The organism is Chryseobacterium sp. S90 (assembly GCF_047444895.1).
Taxonomy (GTDB): domain Bacteria; phylum Bacteroidota; class Bacteroidia; order Flavobacteriales; family Weeksellaceae; genus Chryseobacterium.
Genome location: NZ_JBLGCX010000001.1, coordinates 170,601 through 188,372 on the forward strand (window position 1 = coordinate 170,601; position 17,772 = coordinate 188,372).

Consider the following 17,772-nt stretch of genomic DNA (forward strand, 5'->3'; position numbering starts at 1 on the left):
TCTAGGAATTATCTTTGAGACTTTTACACACCTAAATATAATAAAGTCGAAAATTGCACGATGAAAAAACTGAGATTTCTACTCTTACCAGTTTCAATATTGGTATGCTCACAAGAAGTTGATACATTGAAAATAAAGGAGCTGTCCAAGGAATCTGAGCTGCCAAAAGTACAGACTTACACTTTGAAAGACGGCTCTGTCAGAACTTACCCAAAGCCCAAATTATTGGATTTTGTAACGAAATTACCCAGAAACTTTATCAATACAAATAAAGACTTTGTTGCCAAAGATCATGCTTATTATCTTGGCGGTGCCGTTGCAGCTACTCTGATTCTTTTACCATTTGACCAGAAGCTGATTGACAATTCAAGAGAGTTGGGAGAAAGATGGGGAATGGATAAAGATAATAACTACAACAAAATAGGCGGTGTTTTTAAAATTCCCAAGGATATTGGTTCTACTTTATATCTGGTTGGGAATGGTTCTACATTGGTCTTGCTGGGAATTGGTTTCGGAACATATGGTTTGATTAAAAATGATTATAGGGCGCAGGCTACAGCCAGTGGTTTGATGGAAAGTTTAATTCTTTCCGGAGTTTTCACCCAAACCCTTAAAAGAATTACCGGGAGAGAAAGCCCTTTTATTGCTGAGATAAACGGTAATAAAGGCGGTGCCTGGAATCCTTTTCCAAGCTTTTCAGAATTTGGCAAGAATACCTCAAATTACGATGCAATGCCGTCCGGACATTTAACAACCTTTATGGCCGGAATCACTGTGATAGCAGATAATTACCCGGATGCAAAATGGATAAAACCTGTAGGGTACACCTTAGCGGGAGCCTTATGTTTTCAGATGATGCAAAGTAAAGTTCACTGGGCTTCAGATTACCCACTGGCTTTATTAATGGGATATTTTATTGGAAAAACCATATCAAAAAGCAGATATACTTCCTCAGAAGGAGCCATAGGAAAAACAAAATACAATCTCAACTTTACAGCATCCCGCCAATGGGAATATAATATGGTAGGCGTAAAACTCTCTTTTTAAGCTGTCGAAATCTCTGTTTTGTAGAGTAAATAAGATACTTTTCACTACATTTGATCTCAATATAAAAGGAACATTCCAGCGATTGTAAATACTGGAATGAAACCTGTTGAATTAAAGAGAATTACTTAATATTTTTATTGAATGAAAATAATCGCTGTCATCCCTGCACGTTACGAAGCAAGCCGTTTTCCCGGGAAACTAATGCAGATTTTAGGAGAAAAAACCGTTATTACGACTACCTATCAGAACGTAGTGGAAACCGGACTGTTTGACGAAGTATTTGTAGCAACAGACTCTGAAATTATTTTTGATGAAATCGTACAAAATGGCGGAAAAGCCGTTATGACAGGACAGCACGAGACCGGAAGCGACCGTATTGCCGAAGCTGTACAGAATATAGACTGCGATATTGTGATCAATGTTCAGGGAGACGAACCTTTCCTTAAACTGGAACCATTACAGCAGCTGATTGAAGTCTTTAAACATGATGATCAGCAGGAGATCTCCCTGGCATCTCTGAAAATACAGCTGCATGAAAAAGAAGAAGTTGAAAACCCGAATAATGTAAAAGTTATTACAGATAATAATAATTTTGCGCTGTATTTCAGTCGTTCCGTAATTCCTTTTCACAGGGAAGTTTCTTATGATATAAGTTATTTTAAACATATTGGGGTATATGCTTTCAGGAAAGAAGCGCTGTTACAGTTTTCAAAACTGGAAATGAAACCATTGGAAATCTCAGAAAAGATTGAATGTATCCGTTACCTGGAATATGGAATGAAAATCAAAATGATAGAAACCAATTTCATAGGAGTAGGTATTGATACACCGGAAGACCTGGAAAAAGCAAGAAAGCTGATTTAAAAAATGTTGAGGCAAAAAGCAGATTCACAGATTTGCTCTTTCGCCTTTTTTTGCAATTTTACATAAATCCCCCTATATTTGAATTTATAAATAAAATTAATGAAGAAGTTACTATTAGTATTTGGACTGATATTTTCGCATGTGATATTGGCACAGACCGCAAAGGAAATTATAGACAAAAACATTGAATTATCCGGAGGGTTAACCAATTGGAAACTTTTAAATTCTGTATTGCTTCAGGGAAAAGTGGTATTGGGAATCAAAGATGAATATCCGATAAAAATTTATCAGCAGCGTCCAAATCTTACTAAAACATTAATTACTACCGGGGGAAAAGAAACGGCAATTGAAGGTTTCGATGGAACAAAAGGGTATGCAATGAACTATGCTGCAAATAAACTTCAGGAATACCCTGAATATATACCGGAAAGTTTTGATAATGACTTCATTGATTGGGAAAATAAAGGTTTTGATGCCAAATACCTTGGAAAAGAAAAAGTTGGAGACATCTACTGCCATAAAGTAGAACTTACCAAAAATGTGAATAAGAATATGTATTATTTTGATACAAAGACTTATATGCTTTTAAAAGAAGTGAAAAAAGATGAAACACTGATCTATTCTGATTTTAAAAAAGTTGGAAACATTATCATGCCTTTCAGAATTGAATCTTCCAGTACCAAAAAAGACGGAGATTATGTGATGCTACTAAACAAAGTAGAAATCAATAAAGTTTTTCCGGCTAACATTTTTAAATTTTAATTCAACTGCAGCCCGCCTGCATAAAATGATAAAAAATGAAAAATATTTTTTTACTGCTGCTTTCCTGTATAGCATTCCTGCAAAGCTGCACCAACCAAAAAAGTGAAATTTCTAAAGCCAAAACCACTGAACTTATGGGAAAAACAATATACGACTTCAAAGTAGAAAGTCTTGACGGAAAAGAAATCAATTTTGCAGATTTCAAAGGAAAGAAAATCCTGATCGTCAATACCGCTTCAGAATGTGGGTTTACCCCTCAGTATGCTGATCTTGAGAAGGTATATGAGGAATATAAAGATAAATTGGTTGTCGTAGGATTTCCTGCCAATAATTTTGGAGGACAGGAACCAGGAACCAATACCGAAATTGGCGCTTTCTGCCAGAAAAATTACGGAGTGACATTCCCTTTGGCAGCTAAAGTTTCCGTGAAAGGAGATGATACGGCTCCAATATTCAAATACTTAACAGAACAGGAGTTAAACGGAGTAAAGAACACAACTATTCTTTGGAACTTTACCAAATTCTTGGTAGACGAAAATGGAAAACTGATTGATTCTTTTGTAAGTACTACAAAGCCTACTGATCAGGCCATTACAAAATATCTGAAATAAAGAGAAAAAGTATATTTTTACAAGTGGGTGGTTACATCCACTTTTTTTATTTTATAACCATTAATGATTCCTTATGAAGAAAATAATTTTTACCCTTTGTGTCCTGGCTTCCTTTATATTAGGATTTGCTTTTAAAGCCGTTACAGAAAATAAATCTGATGAAACGAAAAGAGTAACCGGTATCGGTGGAATCTTTTTTAAATGTAAAGATCCTAAAAAAATGAGAGAATGGTATCAAAGTCATCTGGGACTTGCCACCAATGAATACGGATCTGTATTTGAGTGGTATCAGGGAGCCGATAATTCTAAAAAAGGATTTAGCCAATGGAGTCCTTTCAGTGAAAAAACAAAATATTTTCAGCCTTCAGAAAAAGATTTTATGATTAATTACCGGGTACAAAACCTTGAAAAACTAATCGGGCAGCTAAAAAACGAAAATGTCACCATTGTTGATAAAATGGAGACTTATGAATATGGAAAATTTGTTCATATAATGGATATAGAAGGAAACAAAATAGAACTTTGGGAACCTAATGATATTGAATATGAAAAGTTAGGACAGAAAATGAACAGCAAAACCACAAAGTAATTAGGAGGTTGCAGGATTTAGGGTTTAGAGAAATTAATAAGAAGGTTTTCATCTTTGGCATGAATCATATTACCTCGCGTCCCGAACCCCGAATCTTTTAATTATTCATTGGTCTTTTCCGCAAAACAAAAGATGTTACCCAGCTTTATGCTGGAGTATCCGTTACTTTTTATTTTTGAAGATTTGATCATTGCTTTTGCAAGAATATTGGTGGGTAGTGGCTTTTGACTTTCTAACAACCCCAGTTTATTGGCAAACTTTATAATCCGGCTGCCTAAAACTTCTCCGGTTCGCTCAGAATTTGTTCGTTCCAGCATTCCTGGTTTGAAAATAGTGATCTTATTGAAATGCAGCTGTTTTACAGCTTCTTCCAGTTCACCTTTCATTTTAGAATAGAAAATCTTAGACTGTGGATTCGCTCCGTAAGCCGAGACCAGAATATAATCTTCTACTTCATTATCTTTCGCAGCTTTCGCAAATTCATATTGATAGTCAAAGTCTACTTTTTTCTGGGCTTCTTTGCTTCCGGCATCCTTTAAAGTGGTTCCCAGACATGAAAACGCTACATCTCCTTTCACCATATCTTTCCATTCCTCTGGTTTTTCAAAATTCACCACATGAACTTTTAGCTTATCATTTTGAATATCAACAGGCTTTCTTACAAAGATATCCACTTCATCAAACTCTTTGTCATTCAATAACTGATTGACAAGATCTTTTCCTGTGGCACCTGTAGCACCTATTACCAAAGCTTTCATAATAATTGTGGTTTTGTGAGATTATTTCTTTCTTAAATTTACTAAATTTGAATTAAAGATTAAAGAATTATATCATTTAATCATTACTAATTGCTTATCACCCATTACTAATAATTGCATGGATGCCAACGAAATTTTAGATTACTGTCTTGCCAAAAAAGGAGTTACGGAAAGCTTTCCGTTTGATAACGAGACTCTTGTACTGAAAGTAGATACCAAAATGTTTTTACTGATGGGCCTTGAAAGGCAGCCGTTATCGATAAATGTAAAAACAGATCCGGAATGGAGTGCAGAACTGCGTCAACAGTATCCTCAGATCACAGGCGCTTATCACATGAACAAAACTCATTGGAATTCCGTAACAGCAGATGGTTTGAAAAGAGATCTGATCTTTAAACTCATTGACCATTCCTATGATTTGGTTTTTAAATCCCTGACAAAGAAGGCTCAGAATGCAGTAAATTCTCTATAAGATAGTAAGAATAAATTGAGGTATGAAATTTGTTATCTATGACCAGTGAAATATACTTTACCTAGTAACAAAATAAAGAACAAATGAGAAACCACCTTTTATTATTCGTAGCAGCGGGTACATTGATGCTGTCAAGCTGCACCAAGCCAGTAAAGAAAAGTACTGCTGAAAATCCAGCTTCAGCTGTCTCAGCTTCTGAAACACTTCCCGAAAATATTAAAATAGAATTTTCAGGAACAGATAATTTTACCATAAAGAATGCATTGCTAAAGGTAAGCTTATATGGAATGGACGAAAAGCTGGCTGATGCTCCCGCTACTTTAATTACAGAAAAAGAATACGAGCAGAAATCGATACCTTTCACCATCAATCTGCCAATACCTAAAGATGCTGAAAGCAAGATCAATCCAAAACCTGCAGGACCTGCAAAATATTATGTAACAATAAGCTGGGATTCTGATGGCAACGGAAAAGCTGATGAAAAAGGAGATATATTTATTGATTATGATAAGCAGTTTCCTACTGTGAAACTGAATAATGAAACTCAGAAAGTTTACCTAAAAGTATTGAAATAAATAAAAAGGCTATTCATCACTGAATAGCCTTTTTAGCAAATAAATCTTTATAACTTAATGCTCTCTTTTCAATCAGATGCCATGAAATATATCCAAGTAGAATTGAAAGTGGCAATGAAAATATAAATAGCATAACAGTGTCAAACTTAAAAAAATAGACTAGCGCCTGCTGTATCGGAAAAGAATAAATATAAATTCCGTACGATGTGTCTCCAATTACTTCTCCTACTTTATTGAGATATCGGGTAGATCTCTCCCCAATAAGAATAACCAGTAAAGGCAGTGTAATATAACAGGTATATTGGGAAATATTCAAATATACACTTACAATAAGAACAATAAAGGAAGCTATAATAAGTATGTTTTCTGTCCTTTTACTGGCATTGAGGTAAGTCAGTACCATTCCTCCTGCAAAAAAGCACATCAGATTGTAAAAATGATTACTTCCCAGTCCCAGTTTCACGAATACTCCATATAGAAAATAAGGCTGAAAAATAGTTAAGATATAACTTGATATAAATAACAGGATAACAACGGTTTTTACAAAAGCTTTTTTACGGATAAAGAATAGCAAAGAGACCATTACATACATGCTGAATTCGTAGCATATGGTCCATAAACTCCCATTGATACTATGTTTGTAAGGATTGTTTTCAAAAACACCGTCAATACCTTTCTGACGGAAAAACAGGGTTAAATTTTGAGGAATGTAAGTGTAAACGGATTTGTTCTGTAAATAAGGAACAGAACTTTCATACACTGCAGGTGCCAGCAAAACGGTGAGAAAAAGCACTACAAATAACGCAGGAAACAGTCTTAACAGTCTTTTCCAGTAATAATCAAGCAGACCTTTGCAGCGAAGCAGGCTTTTGAAAATTAAATATCCGGAGATAATAAAAAAACCATGAACTCCCAGATAAGAGAATTCCATCTGGCTGTTGGTAAGTTGTGATAAAGGATCGCCTTGAGTAGCTCCGGAAAGAGCATAGGAGTGGGTAATAATAACAAGACTTGCAAAAACAAGCCTTAGAAAATCAAAATTATTACTCCTTGAAATCATACGCCTGTGTTAATCTTTTATCCTCATCCAGCCTTTCAATCAGTTTTTCAAGACCTTCAAATTTTATTTCGTCATGAAGAAAATCCCTGAAGCTTACCGTAATTTTCTCATCATAAATATCATCATTAAAATCAAGGATATAAACTTCAACAGTTAATTTCTCGCCATTTACTGTAGGATTGGTTCCGATGCTCAGCATTCCTTTGTATTGGTTGCCTTTTACGAATACTTCTACAATATAAGCTCCTTTCTTAGGTAAAAGCTTAATAGGTTCCGTATCAATATTTGCTGTGGGATATCCAATTGTTCTCCCAATTTTCTTCCCATGAACAACAGTTCCTGAAACAGAGTAGGAGTATCCCAGCATTTCATTGGCATCCTTAATATTTCCTGTTAAAAGGGCATTACGTACTTTCGTAGAACTGATATTATTTTCGTGAATATTGATTGCTTCCATTTGTTCCACATCAAAATCAAGCTCTTTGGATAATTTCTGAAGAAGTTCAAAATTTCCGCTTTTGTTTTTTCCGAAAGAATGATCGTATCCTATAATAAGGTATTTAACGTTGAGCTTATCAATTAAAATCTGACGTACAAATTCTTCTCCGGTTAAGTTTCTGAATTCTTCATCAAACTCCTTCAGGAACAGATTATCAACACCGTATTTTTCAACCAGCTGCTTTTTTTCTTCTAAGGTATTCAGAAGTTTTAAATCTTCATTAGGATTAAAAACAAACCTTGGATGTGGCCAGAAAGTAAGGATAGCAGTTTCCAGATTGTTCTCTGTACCTACTTTAGTCAGTTCATCAATAATGCTCTTGTGCCCGAGATGTACCCCGTCAAACATTCCTAAAGACAATGCTAAAGGCTTCTGCGAGGAATAATCTGTAAAATTCTTGAAAACTTTCAAAACGGAAAAATTTGACTGCAAATATAGAAATAATGTGCCAATGTATCAATATAACAATGGTGTAATCCCTATAACCTTAATATTGCAGTACAGTTTCATTGTTTTATCCGTATAATAGTAAAATAATCTATTCTCAAAAGCATGATAAAAATCTTTTTTTTACCAATTGCGGGTTTATGAAGAATCACTATATTTGCACCAAGAAAAAATTTAGCAATGGCAAACCAAATTAAAGGTAAAATTTCTCAAATTATTGGTCCGGTAATCGACGTTGTCTTCACAGATGTGGAAGCTGTTCCAGCAATCTATGACGCGTTAGAAATTACAAAAGAAAACGGTGAAAAAGTAGTTTTAGAGGTAGAACAACATATTGGCGAAGATACAGTAAGATGTATCGCAATGGACGCTACTGACGGTCTTAAAAGAGGGCAGGACGTAATTGGATTCGGAAATCCTATTATGATGCCAATCGGAGAGGCTGTAAACGGAAGACTATTCAACGTTGTTGGTGATGCTATCGACGGACTTCAAGATATTTCTAAGGATGGTGGTCTACCAATTCACAGACCAGCTCCAAAATTTGATCAACTTTCAACTTCTGCAGAAGTTTTATTTACAGGTATTAAAGTAATCGACTTAGTTGAGCCTTACGCAAAAGGAGGTAAAATTGGTTTGTTCGGTGGTGCCGGTGTAGGTAAAACAGTATTGATCCAGGAGTTGATTAACAATATTGCAAAAGGACACGGAGGTCTTTCTGTATTTGCCGGAGTAGGTGAAAGAACGAGAGAAGGAAATGACCTTTTGAGAGAGATGTTGGAATCAGGTATTATCAAGTATGGTGATGATTTCATGCACTCTATGGAAAACGGAGGTTGGGATCTTTCTAAAGTAGACTTAGAAGCTATGAAAGATTCAAAAGCTGCATTCGTTTTCGGACAGATGAACGAGCCGCCTGGTGCAAGAGCTAGAGTAGCACTTTCTGGTCTTACATTAGCTGAGTACTACAGAGACGGTGGAGAAAGCGGACAAGGTAGAGATGTACTTTTCTTCGTAGACAACATCTTCCGTTTTACACAGGCTGGTTCTGAGGTATCTGCACTTCTTGGTCGTATGCCATCAGCGGTAGGTTACCAACCAACTCTTGCTTCTGAAATGGGTGCGATGCAGGAAAGAATTACTTCAACTAAAAACGGTTCAATTACTTCAGTACAAGCGGTATACGTACCTGCGGATGACTTAACTGACCCGGCTCCTGCAACTACGTTTGCTCACTTGGATGCAACTACGGTACTTGACAGAAAGATTGCTTCATTAGGTATCTATCCAGCGGTAGATCCATTGGCTTCTACTTCAAGAATCCTTGCTCCGGAAGTTATCGGTCAGGAACATTATGACTGTGCTCAAAGAGTAAAAGAAATTCTTCAAAGATACAAAGCTCTTCAGGATATCATCGCAATCCTTGGTATGGAAGAACTTTCTGAAGAAGATAAATCTGTTGTATACCGTGCAAGAAAAGTTCAGAGATTCTTATCTCAGCCTTTCCACGTTGCAGAACAGTTTACAGGTATCCCAGGATCATTGGTAGACATCAAAGACACAATCAAAGGATTTACTATGATTATGGATGGTGAACTAGATCACTTACCAGAAGCTGCTTTCAACTTGAAAGGAACTATCGAGGAAGCTATCGAAGCAGGACAAAAAATGTTAGCTGAAAACGCTTAATAATTAGACATAAAGATAAAAGATACCAGACATGAGACTTTAACGTTGTCTGAAATCTGAAATCTGAAATCTTCAAATCTAACTTAAAATGAATATAAAAATTTTAACACCAGAATACGTAGTTTTTGAAGGAGAAGTAGACTCAGTATTATTGCCTGGGAAAAATGGTGAATTTCACATCATGAAAAACCACGCGGGAATTGTTTCTTCTTTGATCGGAGGTAATGTAAAGCTTTTTGCTAATTCTATTGATGAGGCTTTTGCTAAAAACTTTACCAAAGAAGCTGGAAAAGACTCTGTTTTTGCTTATGCTATCAAAAGCGGTGTTGTAGAATTTAATCATGATAAAGGAATTATCCTTTGTGAATAATTAAATGAAAAGCTAAATATATTTTCAAGAAAGTGTAACTTTGTGTTACACTTTTTTTATTTGTAAAAGTCTGATTGTATGAAGAGAGGCATAGTCATATTCTTTACAGTTCTGGGTGTTTTCCTCCATGCTCAGAATATCAAAACAAAGAGAGGAATTGTCAATCTGGACGGCATTCCGGTAGCGAAACTGTCCAGCAAATCCAGCGAATATACGTTTATGGATCTCAAGGAGACCCCGATGTATACCATAAAATTCATTGATAAAAGTATCGTTGATTCTGTTCGCGACAGCTATATCAGCATCAATAGAGTATATAACAGGGACAAAACGATTGAGATTGATTATTCATCACCTTCGGCGTTCTCCGGTGAAGAGAAGTCAGCAGTTTTTACTTCGGTTAAGGATCTTAAAATCATTGATAATAAAGGAATCAATGTGAAAAATCTTGACGAAATCTTTTCAAATGTTCCCAAAAGAAAGCTGGATACTAAAACTAAAGATGCTTATGCCATCAGAAAGAAAATCGATAAGATGAATATTGAGGTCAATAAAGTGGGAGAGATCTTAAGTAATGGTGTTCCGGTAGGATATTTTACCAATCTGCCTGTAAGTTTCGGCTCAGATGATACCATCATGGATAAAACATCCATAGATATTGAGATTTACGATGCTAAAAGTAAACTTATCGGGAGATATATTACTACCACAAAGCAATTAAAGACCGCAGGCGGAAAATCTTTCACCATTTACAAGGAAATGTCTGGGAGAGCTTCTATTCTAAAGTTTCCAACTTATAAAGCACTTGCAGAGCGCATGGCTATCATGGATCCTAATTTTATTAAAATACAGGAAAAAGTATCTGTGGGTACTGTTTCAAAAGAAAGTCCTAATTAAAAGAAATATCTTTTGTATCAATAGTAACGGGCTTTAGCCCGTTTTTTTATTATAGATGATATTTCATTTGGTTTCTTAATCTACCACCCCGTCAAAAATTCTTTGAATTTTCGCCACCCCTCCGGAGGAGGGGAATATTTTGCCGTTTTTATTCGATGATGGTGAGAAATTTTGATGTATGTTTTTTGTGAGATATTATGATCCTATCAAAACAGATTTTATATATTCAGGAAAAGAAAACTCAAAGAAAATTCTCAATTTTAAAAATCCCTGAGAAAAAAATGAAAATTTTTATAAACTTAAAATCACTCCATTTTCTTTCAATTGCTGCATCGGTTTTGAAAACCAGAACAGTTCAAAATCTTCAAAATTCTCTTCAAATTGGTTCTTAAGTTGTTGAATAGTAGGTTTTTTTGCGTTTTCAATAGAATTCTCTTTCAGTACATTCATCAGCCATTCTGCCTTTTCCTGTTCCAGTTCCACCTTCACTATATTGGTTTTTAAGTGGAATGTAAGTAATGTATACGTACCAGAATATTTCTTTTTATTTTTTACGCGATTCTCAGCGATTACATTTTTTGTCAGAAAGACAACTTTGGAGTTGGTCTTCAATTGAAACTGGCCATCATCTAAAAGACAGTCGTGAATATAGTCCGGATGAATTGTTGTTCTTGGAATTTTAAAATCAAACCATTCCTGAAGTGGTAATTCAAAATTCACTCCATGCATAAAATTGAACAATGATTTTTTTAATCCGAAGCTGAACTTGCTGTGATCGATTCCGGTTTTATCCTGAAAGTCTATATCGTTATTGGCAAACAGAATTTCTTGTTTTACCGGAACAACGCCAAAATCTTCCGGCTTCATTCCGACAGGTGAATGGGCAGTCATGGCAAATTGATGCCAGAAACCACTTTGAAGAATTCCCATTTCAAACATTTGCCGAATCATTTCCAGAGAATCAACCGTTTCCTGAACAGTTTGAGTAGGGTAGCCATACATCAGATAAGCATGTACCATAATTCCGGCTTCTGTAAAATTTCTTGTTACATTGGCAACCTGTTCCACAGAAACTCCTTTGTCAATTAATTTTAACAATCGGTCGCTGGCGACTTCAAGCCCTCCGGAAACAGCAACACATCCTGAAAGTTTTAGAAGGTAGCATAAATCACGGGTAAAGCTTTTTTCAAAACGGATATTCGTCCACCAGGTAACGACAAGATTTCTTCTGAGGATTTCCAGAGCAACTTCTCTCATCAGGGCAGGCGGTGCAGCTTCATCCACAAAATGGAATCCGGTTTCACCTGTTGTTTTAATTAATTCTTCAATCCGGTCTACCAGAATTTTAGCAGAAATAGGTTCGTAGATTTTTATATAATCTAATGAAATATCACAAAACGTACATTTTCCCCAATAGCATCCATGAGCCATCGTAAGTTTGTTCCATCTTCCATCACTCCATAAACTGTGCATGGGATTGGCGATTTCGATAACGGAAATATATTGATCAAGTCTTAAGTCCGTATAATCCGGAGTACCGATATCAGCTTGTTTGTAATCGTGTCTTTTAGAATTATTCTTATAAACAACTTCTTGATTTTCGATGAGAAAAGTTCTTTTAAATTCACCTTCCTCATTGGAAATTTCTAAATTTTGGTGAAGAAGTTCAATAGGAAGTTCACCATCATCTAAGGTAATAAAATCAAAGAATTCAAAAACTCTCTGGTCTTTAATTTCCCTTAACTCGGTATTGGGAAAACCACCACCCATTGCAATTTTGATGTGAGGATGATTCTTTTTGATCCATTGTGCAGATTTAAAAGCAGAGTACAGATTGCCGGGAAAAGGGATTGAAAAACAAACCAGTTTCGGCTGAACCACTTCTATTTTTTCACGAAGAATTTTTAATGTAAATTCATCAATAAACGTTTGACCACCAGATAATTTTGAATATAATTCATCAAAAGAATTGGCACTTTTTCCGAGACGTTCAGCGTATCTGCTGAAACCAAAATCATAATCTATATTTTCAACAATATAATCTGATATGTCTTCTAAGTATAAAGTTGCCAAATGTTTGGCTTTATCCTGGAGTCCCATATTTCCAAAAGCAAATTCCATATCGTCCAGCTGGTTGAAACGGGAAGCTTCAGGAAGGAAATTCATACTGCAGATCTGTCTTGCCAACGTGGGCGTTTTGTCCTGTAAAAACAGAATAACCTGATCTATGGTTTTGATGTATTCTTCTCTTAATGCAAAGATTCTCTGAGAATTTTCAGAGATATTCTGGAGATCAATTTTCTTGCTGAAAACTTTCTGAATTCCGTCTTTTGAGAATAATTCCAATATAACATCAATCCCCAAATCTATCTGATACGCGGAAATATTTTTGGTATTTAAAAATCCTTTAATATAAGCCGTTGCTGGATAAGGAGTATTGAGTTGGGTAAAAGGCGGAGTAATAAGAAGCAGGTCTTTCAACAGAAATTTTTTGCAAAGTTATTCTAAAGTTTTTTCAGAAAAAAATTTTTTCTCCTGATTATAAACAGTGAAGAAAAGTCTTTGGCGCTTTGGTTTCTGAGAATCAGCTCCTATGGGGATTTAATCACTTTACCATTCTGCAGCAATTGTGAATAGTAGTTACTCCTACAGAATGATGATGTTAGGATAATCGATGTATCAAAATAAGTTAGTCGGTTTAACAAATAAGGCATCCGGAGGATTGTGATCAATAAAGTTTAAAAAAGAATCTTCATCAAAATATCCGTCTTCGTCCAGAATTTCGGGGTTCAGTAATCCAATTTCACTGGGTTTTTCCAGGCTGATATTCTCGATGAACTTTCCTGTTTTTCCTGTTATTTCATTATGAAAACTAATTAAATATCTGGAATATATATTTCCTTCGGCAACAGTATAGTGTCCGTTTTCTGCAATCAGAGAAGTCATAATACTTCCACCGATATACGTTTCATTATCATTGCCTGATGCTCCGAATAATACTTTGCTCGTAACATTTCCGGCACAGTAAAGTGAACCGTTGATGATGATATTTTCTGCCTGTATATTACCTGTTGTAATGAGAACGATATAGTCTTCAACAAAAAGGGTTTTGGATAAATGAATATCATCTTCTATGAGAATGATTTTATAACCTTCATTTTCTTCGGTAATCAATTCAAGGGAAGTGCTGTTTTCGTTCTCTATAAGTATAATTTCAGGAGCGTCGTCTTCATTATTAATGTGAAGTGAAGCGTCTTTTATTTTTTCTGCTGTTTCATCATCCAGCATTTCAAGAAACTCGGCAAGACTTTCTTCATCTAAAGAGCTTTCATTGAAGAAATTGTTTTCCAGAGCTTCGTGAGCGATCGTATATAGATTTTCGGATTTTTCTTTGAGTCTTTTGTATAGTTGATCTTTCGTGAGTTTTTGTAATTCTTTCATCGGCTTTTAAACTAAATGCATTGATCTGTTATAGGAGGGAATGCCCATCAATAGACCATTGCAATATAGTCAGATAAATTTTTTTATGCCAGAGAGACGGCCTTATTTTTTAATATTTTTCAAATCAGATACAAAGATACTGGTAAGTTCTTTTTTTAATTAATAAATCGATCTTATTTGTATCATAAATTACTATTCAGAGAAAGAAGTATTACCAGCAGATAATGCCTAGGCAAGCCTTACAGTTTATGCATGATTCAGATTTTTACGGTCTGTAATGACATTTAAAGTAACGCCCATCAAAATAAGAGTAATCCCGATCAGTAAGTTGCTGGTGAACTTTTCATGGAACATCAGTACACTGATCAGCACAGCAACTACCGGTTCAAGAGCACCTAGAATAGATACAGGAGTAGATCCGATATATTTGATTGCATATACAAGACAAAGGCTGGAGATCACTGTAGTAAGGAATGCAAAAATAAGGAAGTTAAAAAAGGTTTCTGCTGAAGGAATGGCGAACGACTCATGAGCGGCCACAGCTTTGGTCATAAAGAACGTGGATGTGAAAAGCATAGAGTAGAAAGTAAGCTTAAATCCGGAAACCTTCATATTCGATTTGTTAACAATAACCATATACAGCGCATAGAATAATGAGCTAAGCATTACAATTCCCAATCCTGTAAAATTAATTCCCAATCCGTTACCTTTCAGGCACAACACAATAACTCCTGTGAAAGCAAGAAGCAAAGAAACAACGGATAATCTGGTAAGCTTCTCCTTGTAAAAGAAAAACATAATCAAGGCTACGATAACCGGATAAATAAATAAAACAGTAGAAGCAATTCCGGCAGTAAGAAAATCATACCCTAAAAACAAAAACTCTGAAGAAAGAGCATAGCAGACTCCAAGTATGGCCAGGATTAATGCTTCTTTTTTATTGATTTTAAAACTTTCTTTGGAATACAGCAAATATCCTCCAACCATTAAGGCTGAAAAGAAAAATCTATAGAACAGAGTAATATCCAATGAAAAATGTGCCTGCTTGATAGGCAGAATAAAAATCGGAATCAGTCCATAGGAAACAGCTGACAGAATCCCCAATGCGTAACCTCTAAGTTTCATGTATTGTTATTGGTATTTAAATAAAAAACCACTGAATCAATCAGTGGTTTTTTTATTTTTAAATTAAATCGGTTTAAAACTTAATCCTTGTTCCTGCAGTAATTTTTGTTCCTGCTCTTTATAGTAACCACTTACTAATTTATCATGAATTGCTTCAAATGCAGCCAGAGTTTCATTAATTTCTGCATCCGTATGGGAAGCGGTAGGAATTAATCTTAAAAGAATCATTCCCTTTGGAATGACCGGATATACTACCACAGAGGTGAAAATACCGTAATTCTCTCTTAAGTCTTTTACCAGTAGAGTTGCTTCTACCGGAGTTCCCTGCATCATTACTGGAGTTACACAAGTGTTGGTATCTCCAATGTTGAATCCTCTTTCTTTAAGTCCGTTCTGTAGTTTATAAACATTCTCCCAAAGTTTAGCTTTGATCTCAGGTTTTGATCTCAACAGCTCCAATCTTTTTAATCCTCCGATTACCATTGGCATCGTAAGAGATTTTGCGAAGATTTGTGATCTAAGGTTGAACTTCAGATATCTGATGATTTCTTTGTCACCCGCAAGGAATGCTCCGAAACCAGCCATTGATTTAGCAAATGTAGAGAAGTATACATCAATCTGATCATTACAGTCCTGTTCTTCACCTACACCGGCACCTGTTTTACCAAGTGTCCCGAAACCATGGGCATCATCTACTAATAGTCTGAACTGGTATTTAGATTTAAGATCGCAGATTTCTTTGATTTTCCCCTGCTGGCCTCTCATTCCGAAAACCCCTTCTGTAATCACAAGAATACCTCCTCCTGTTTCTTCAGCTACCTTAGTTGCTCTCTGAAGGTTTTTCTCAAGACTTGCCATATCGTTATGCTTGTAGGTAAATCTTTTCCCGGAATGAAGTCTTACTCCATCCACGATGCAGGCATGAGAATCCATATCATAAACAATTACATCATTTCTGCTCACCAAAGCATCAATGGTAGAAACCATTCCCTGGTAACCGAAATTCAATAAGTATGCTGATTCTTTTTTTACGAAGTCTGCCAATTCTCTTTCCAGCTGAAGGTGCTGATCTGTTTCTCCAGACATCGCTCTTGCTCCCATTGGATAGAACATTCCATATTCTGCAGCCGCTTTTGCATCCGCTTCTATTACTTCAGGATGATTACACAATCCTAAATAGTCATTGGCACTCCAGAAAATTACTTCTCTCCCCTGAAACTGCATTCTAGGGCCGATAGGTCCCTCTAATCTTGGGAAAATAAAATAGCCTTCACCATAATCTGCAAATTGTCCAAGTGGTCCTGGATTTTCTTTTATTCTTTCAAAAATATCCAACATTGTATCATAATTTTTAAGTAATAAAGCCTTTTTTGTCTGTATACGCAAAAGGCTTTATTTGTATCGTGATTTTATTCGTTTTTATTTGATAAACTCAGTTTTGAAAACTTCGTCATAATTGTGAACACAGTTGTTGACAAATCCCTGTTCGGCCATCCATTGATCACTGTAAACTTTAGTGATGTATCTTGAACCGTGGTCAGGATATATTAAAACAACCATGTCATTTTCTGTAAGCTCATGAGACTGGGCATACTGCATCAATCCCTGTGTTACAGCTCCGGTAGTATAACCTCCCATAATAGCTTCCTTTAAAGCAATTTCACGGGTTCTGTACGCCGACATTTCATCATTTACCCTTACAAATTCATCCACCTTGTCGAAAAGCAGGGCAGCAGGAATCAGGTTTTTACCCATTCCTTCAATCTGATAAGGATGTACATCTTCTTTGTGAATTTCTCCTGTCTCATGATAGCTTTTTAGTATAGAGCCATCTGCATCTACTCCGATAATCTTGATATCAGGGTTTTTCTCTTTCAAAAACTTTGCTGAACCCGATAGCGTACCTCCGGTTCCGGTGCAGGCAAAAAGGTGAGTGATCTTACCTTCCGTCTGTTCCCAGATCTCGGGACCTGTAGTCTGATAGTGCGCATCAATATTCAGCTCGTTAAAATATTGATTGATGTAAATAGAATTAGGAGTTTCCTGGGCGATTCTTTTAGCAACTTCATAGTATGATCTCGGATCATCTGCCGGTACATTGGCTGGGCATATATACACCGTAGCACCCAATGCTTTCAGATAAGCAATTTTCTCAGGTTTTGTTTTATCACTTACTGCAAGAATACACTTATATCCCTTAATGATACATACCATCGCAATAGAAAACCCGGTATTACCGGATGTAGTTTCTACAACTACAGAATCTTCTTTTAAAAGGCCTTTTTTTTCTGCGTTCTCTATAATGTGAAGTGCGATTCGGTCTTTGGTGGAATGTCCAGGATTATATGATTCTAACTTGGCATAAACGGTTGCTGGAATATCTTTTGTAACAGTATTTAGCTTCACCATAGGAGTATGTCCTATTAGGCCAAGAATATTATCGTAAACATTACTCATTATTTGTTATTTTCAATAAAAATCTGACTGCAAAAATACAAAAAAATAAATAATTACTAAACTTTTGTTTGATTTCTAGGGCTTAGTTTTATAAAACTTATTTTCTTAT

Annotated in this window: 18 protein-coding genes; 10 read left to right on the forward strand and 8 right to left on the reverse strand. The window is 35.8% G+C overall.

All coding sequences use genetic code 11. The features are described 5' to 3' along the window. Window positions 1–60 precede the first annotated feature (60 nt). From ACLMCG_RS00870 to ACLMCG_RS00890, 5 genes are all read left to right on the forward strand, one after another. Window positions 61–1,047, forward strand: a complete 987-nt coding sequence (locus ACLMCG_RS00870; protein WP_413958419.1) for a phosphatase PAP2 family protein — start codon at window positions 61–63, stop codon at window positions 1,045–1,047. Between the two features lie 141 nt (window positions 1,048–1,188). Continuing rightward, window positions 1,189–1,911: a 3-deoxy-manno-octulosonate cytidylyltransferase gene (gene kdsB / locus ACLMCG_RS00875; protein WP_223600756.1), complete on the forward strand. Its 723-nt coding sequence runs from the start codon at window positions 1,189–1,191 to the stop codon at window positions 1,909–1,911. A 99-nt stretch (window positions 1,912–2,010) separates the two neighbouring features. Then, the gene (locus ACLMCG_RS00880) at window positions 2,011–2,673 is read left to right on the forward strand and encodes an outer membrane lipoprotein-sorting protein (RefSeq protein ID WP_223600755.1); all 663 of its coding nucleotides are present in this window, start codon (window positions 2,011–2,013) and stop codon (window positions 2,671–2,673) included. 35 nt (window positions 2,674–2,708) lie between these two features. Continuing rightward, a complete protein-coding gene (locus tag ACLMCG_RS00885) occupies window positions 2,709–3,284 on the forward strand; it encodes a glutathione peroxidase (protein WP_413958420.1) in 576 nt (191 codons plus the stop codon). A 73-nt stretch (window positions 3,285–3,357) separates the two neighbouring features. Then, entirely contained in the window at window positions 3,358–3,873 is a 516-nt protein-coding gene (locus ACLMCG_RS00890) for a VOC family protein (protein WP_413958421.1), read from the forward strand. 101 nt (window positions 3,874–3,974) lie between these two features. Here ACLMCG_RS00890 and ACLMCG_RS00895 read toward each other — a convergent pair whose 3' ends face one another. Further along, window positions 3,975–4,631 carry an NAD(P)H-binding protein gene (locus ACLMCG_RS00895; protein ID WP_413958422.1) on the reverse strand — a complete coding sequence of 219 codons (657 nt, stop codon included), beginning with the start codon at window positions 4,629–4,631 and terminating at the stop codon, window positions 3,975–3,977. A 118-nt stretch (window positions 4,632–4,749) separates the two neighbouring features. On the opposite strand from ACLMCG_RS00895, the gene ACLMCG_RS00900 reads away from it, so the two are divergent. Next, complete coding sequence (locus tag ACLMCG_RS00900; protein ID WP_413958423.1) at window positions 4,750–5,103, forward strand: MmcQ/YjbR family DNA-binding protein; 354 nt, start codon at window positions 4,750–4,752, stop codon at window positions 5,101–5,103. 83 nt (window positions 5,104–5,186) lie between these two features. After that, the gene (locus ACLMCG_RS00905) at window positions 5,187–5,678 is read left to right on the forward strand and encodes a hypothetical protein (RefSeq protein WP_413958424.1); all 492 of its coding nucleotides are present in this window, start codon (window positions 5,187–5,189) and stop codon (window positions 5,676–5,678) included. Window positions 5,679–5,694: 16 nt separating this feature from the next. Here the strand turns inward: ACLMCG_RS00905 and ACLMCG_RS00910 are convergent, their stop codons facing one another. Beyond that, window positions 5,695–6,738, reverse strand: a complete 1,044-nt coding sequence (locus ACLMCG_RS00910; RefSeq protein WP_413958425.1) for an acyltransferase family protein — start codon at window positions 6,736–6,738, stop codon at window positions 5,695–5,697. Beyond that, window positions 6,722–7,648: a bifunctional riboflavin kinase/FAD synthetase gene (locus ACLMCG_RS00915; protein WP_413958426.1), complete on the reverse strand. Its 927-nt coding sequence runs from the start codon at window positions 7,646–7,648 to the stop codon at window positions 6,722–6,724. The genes ACLMCG_RS00910 and ACLMCG_RS00915 overlap by 17 nt, the downstream gene beginning before the upstream one ends. A 216-nt stretch (window positions 7,649–7,864) precedes the next feature. Here ACLMCG_RS00915 and atpD point away from each other — a divergent pair, with 216 nt between their 5' ends. The 3 genes from atpD (at window position 7,865) to ACLMCG_RS00930 (ending at window position 10,640) form a co-directional block, all read left to right on the forward strand. After that, complete coding sequence (gene atpD / locus ACLMCG_RS00920; RefSeq protein WP_149832333.1) at window positions 7,865–9,373, forward strand: F0F1 ATP synthase subunit beta; 1,509 nt, start codon at window positions 7,865–7,867, stop codon at window positions 9,371–9,373. Between the two features lie 88 nt (window positions 9,374–9,461). Further along, window positions 9,462–9,743, forward strand: coding sequence for a FoF1 ATP synthase subunit delta/epsilon (locus ACLMCG_RS00925; RefSeq protein WP_077417074.1), 282 nt, complete (start codon window positions 9,462–9,464; stop codon window positions 9,741–9,743). Window positions 9,744–9,821: 78 nt separating this feature from the next. Beyond that, window positions 9,822–10,640, forward strand: coding sequence for a hypothetical protein (locus ACLMCG_RS00930; RefSeq protein WP_413958427.1), 819 nt, complete (start codon window positions 9,822–9,824; stop codon window positions 10,638–10,640). 291 nt (window positions 10,641–10,931) lie between these two features. On the opposite strand, the gene ACLMCG_RS00935 is transcribed toward ACLMCG_RS00930, so the two are convergent. From ACLMCG_RS00935 to ACLMCG_RS00955, 5 genes are all read right to left on the reverse strand, one after another. Continuing rightward, complete coding sequence (locus ACLMCG_RS00935; protein ID WP_413958428.1) at window positions 10,932–13,121, reverse strand: B12-binding domain-containing radical SAM protein; 2,190 nt, start codon at window positions 13,119–13,121, stop codon at window positions 10,932–10,934. A gap of 198 nt (window positions 13,122–13,319) precedes the next feature. Beyond that, window positions 13,320–14,081: a hypothetical protein gene (locus ACLMCG_RS00940; protein WP_223600746.1), complete on the reverse strand. Its 762-nt coding sequence runs from the start codon at window positions 14,079–14,081 to the stop codon at window positions 13,320–13,322. A gap of 246 nt (window positions 14,082–14,327) precedes the next feature. After that, entirely contained in the window at window positions 14,328–15,206 is an 879-nt protein-coding gene (locus tag ACLMCG_RS00945; protein ID WP_413958429.1) for a DMT family transporter, read from the reverse strand. 63 nt (window positions 15,207–15,269) lie between these two features. Beyond that, window positions 15,270–16,541 carry an aminotransferase class I/II-fold pyridoxal phosphate-dependent enzyme gene (locus tag ACLMCG_RS00950; RefSeq protein WP_223600989.1) on the reverse strand — a complete coding sequence of 424 codons (1,272 nt, stop codon included), beginning with the start codon at window positions 16,539–16,541 and terminating at the stop codon, window positions 15,270–15,272. An 84-nt stretch (window positions 16,542–16,625) separates the two neighbouring features. Continuing rightward, window positions 16,626–17,663, reverse strand: a complete 1,038-nt coding sequence (locus tag ACLMCG_RS00955; RefSeq protein ID WP_413958430.1) for a PLP-dependent cysteine synthase family protein — start codon at window positions 17,661–17,663, stop codon at window positions 16,626–16,628. Window positions 17,664–17,772 lie beyond the last annotated feature (109 nt).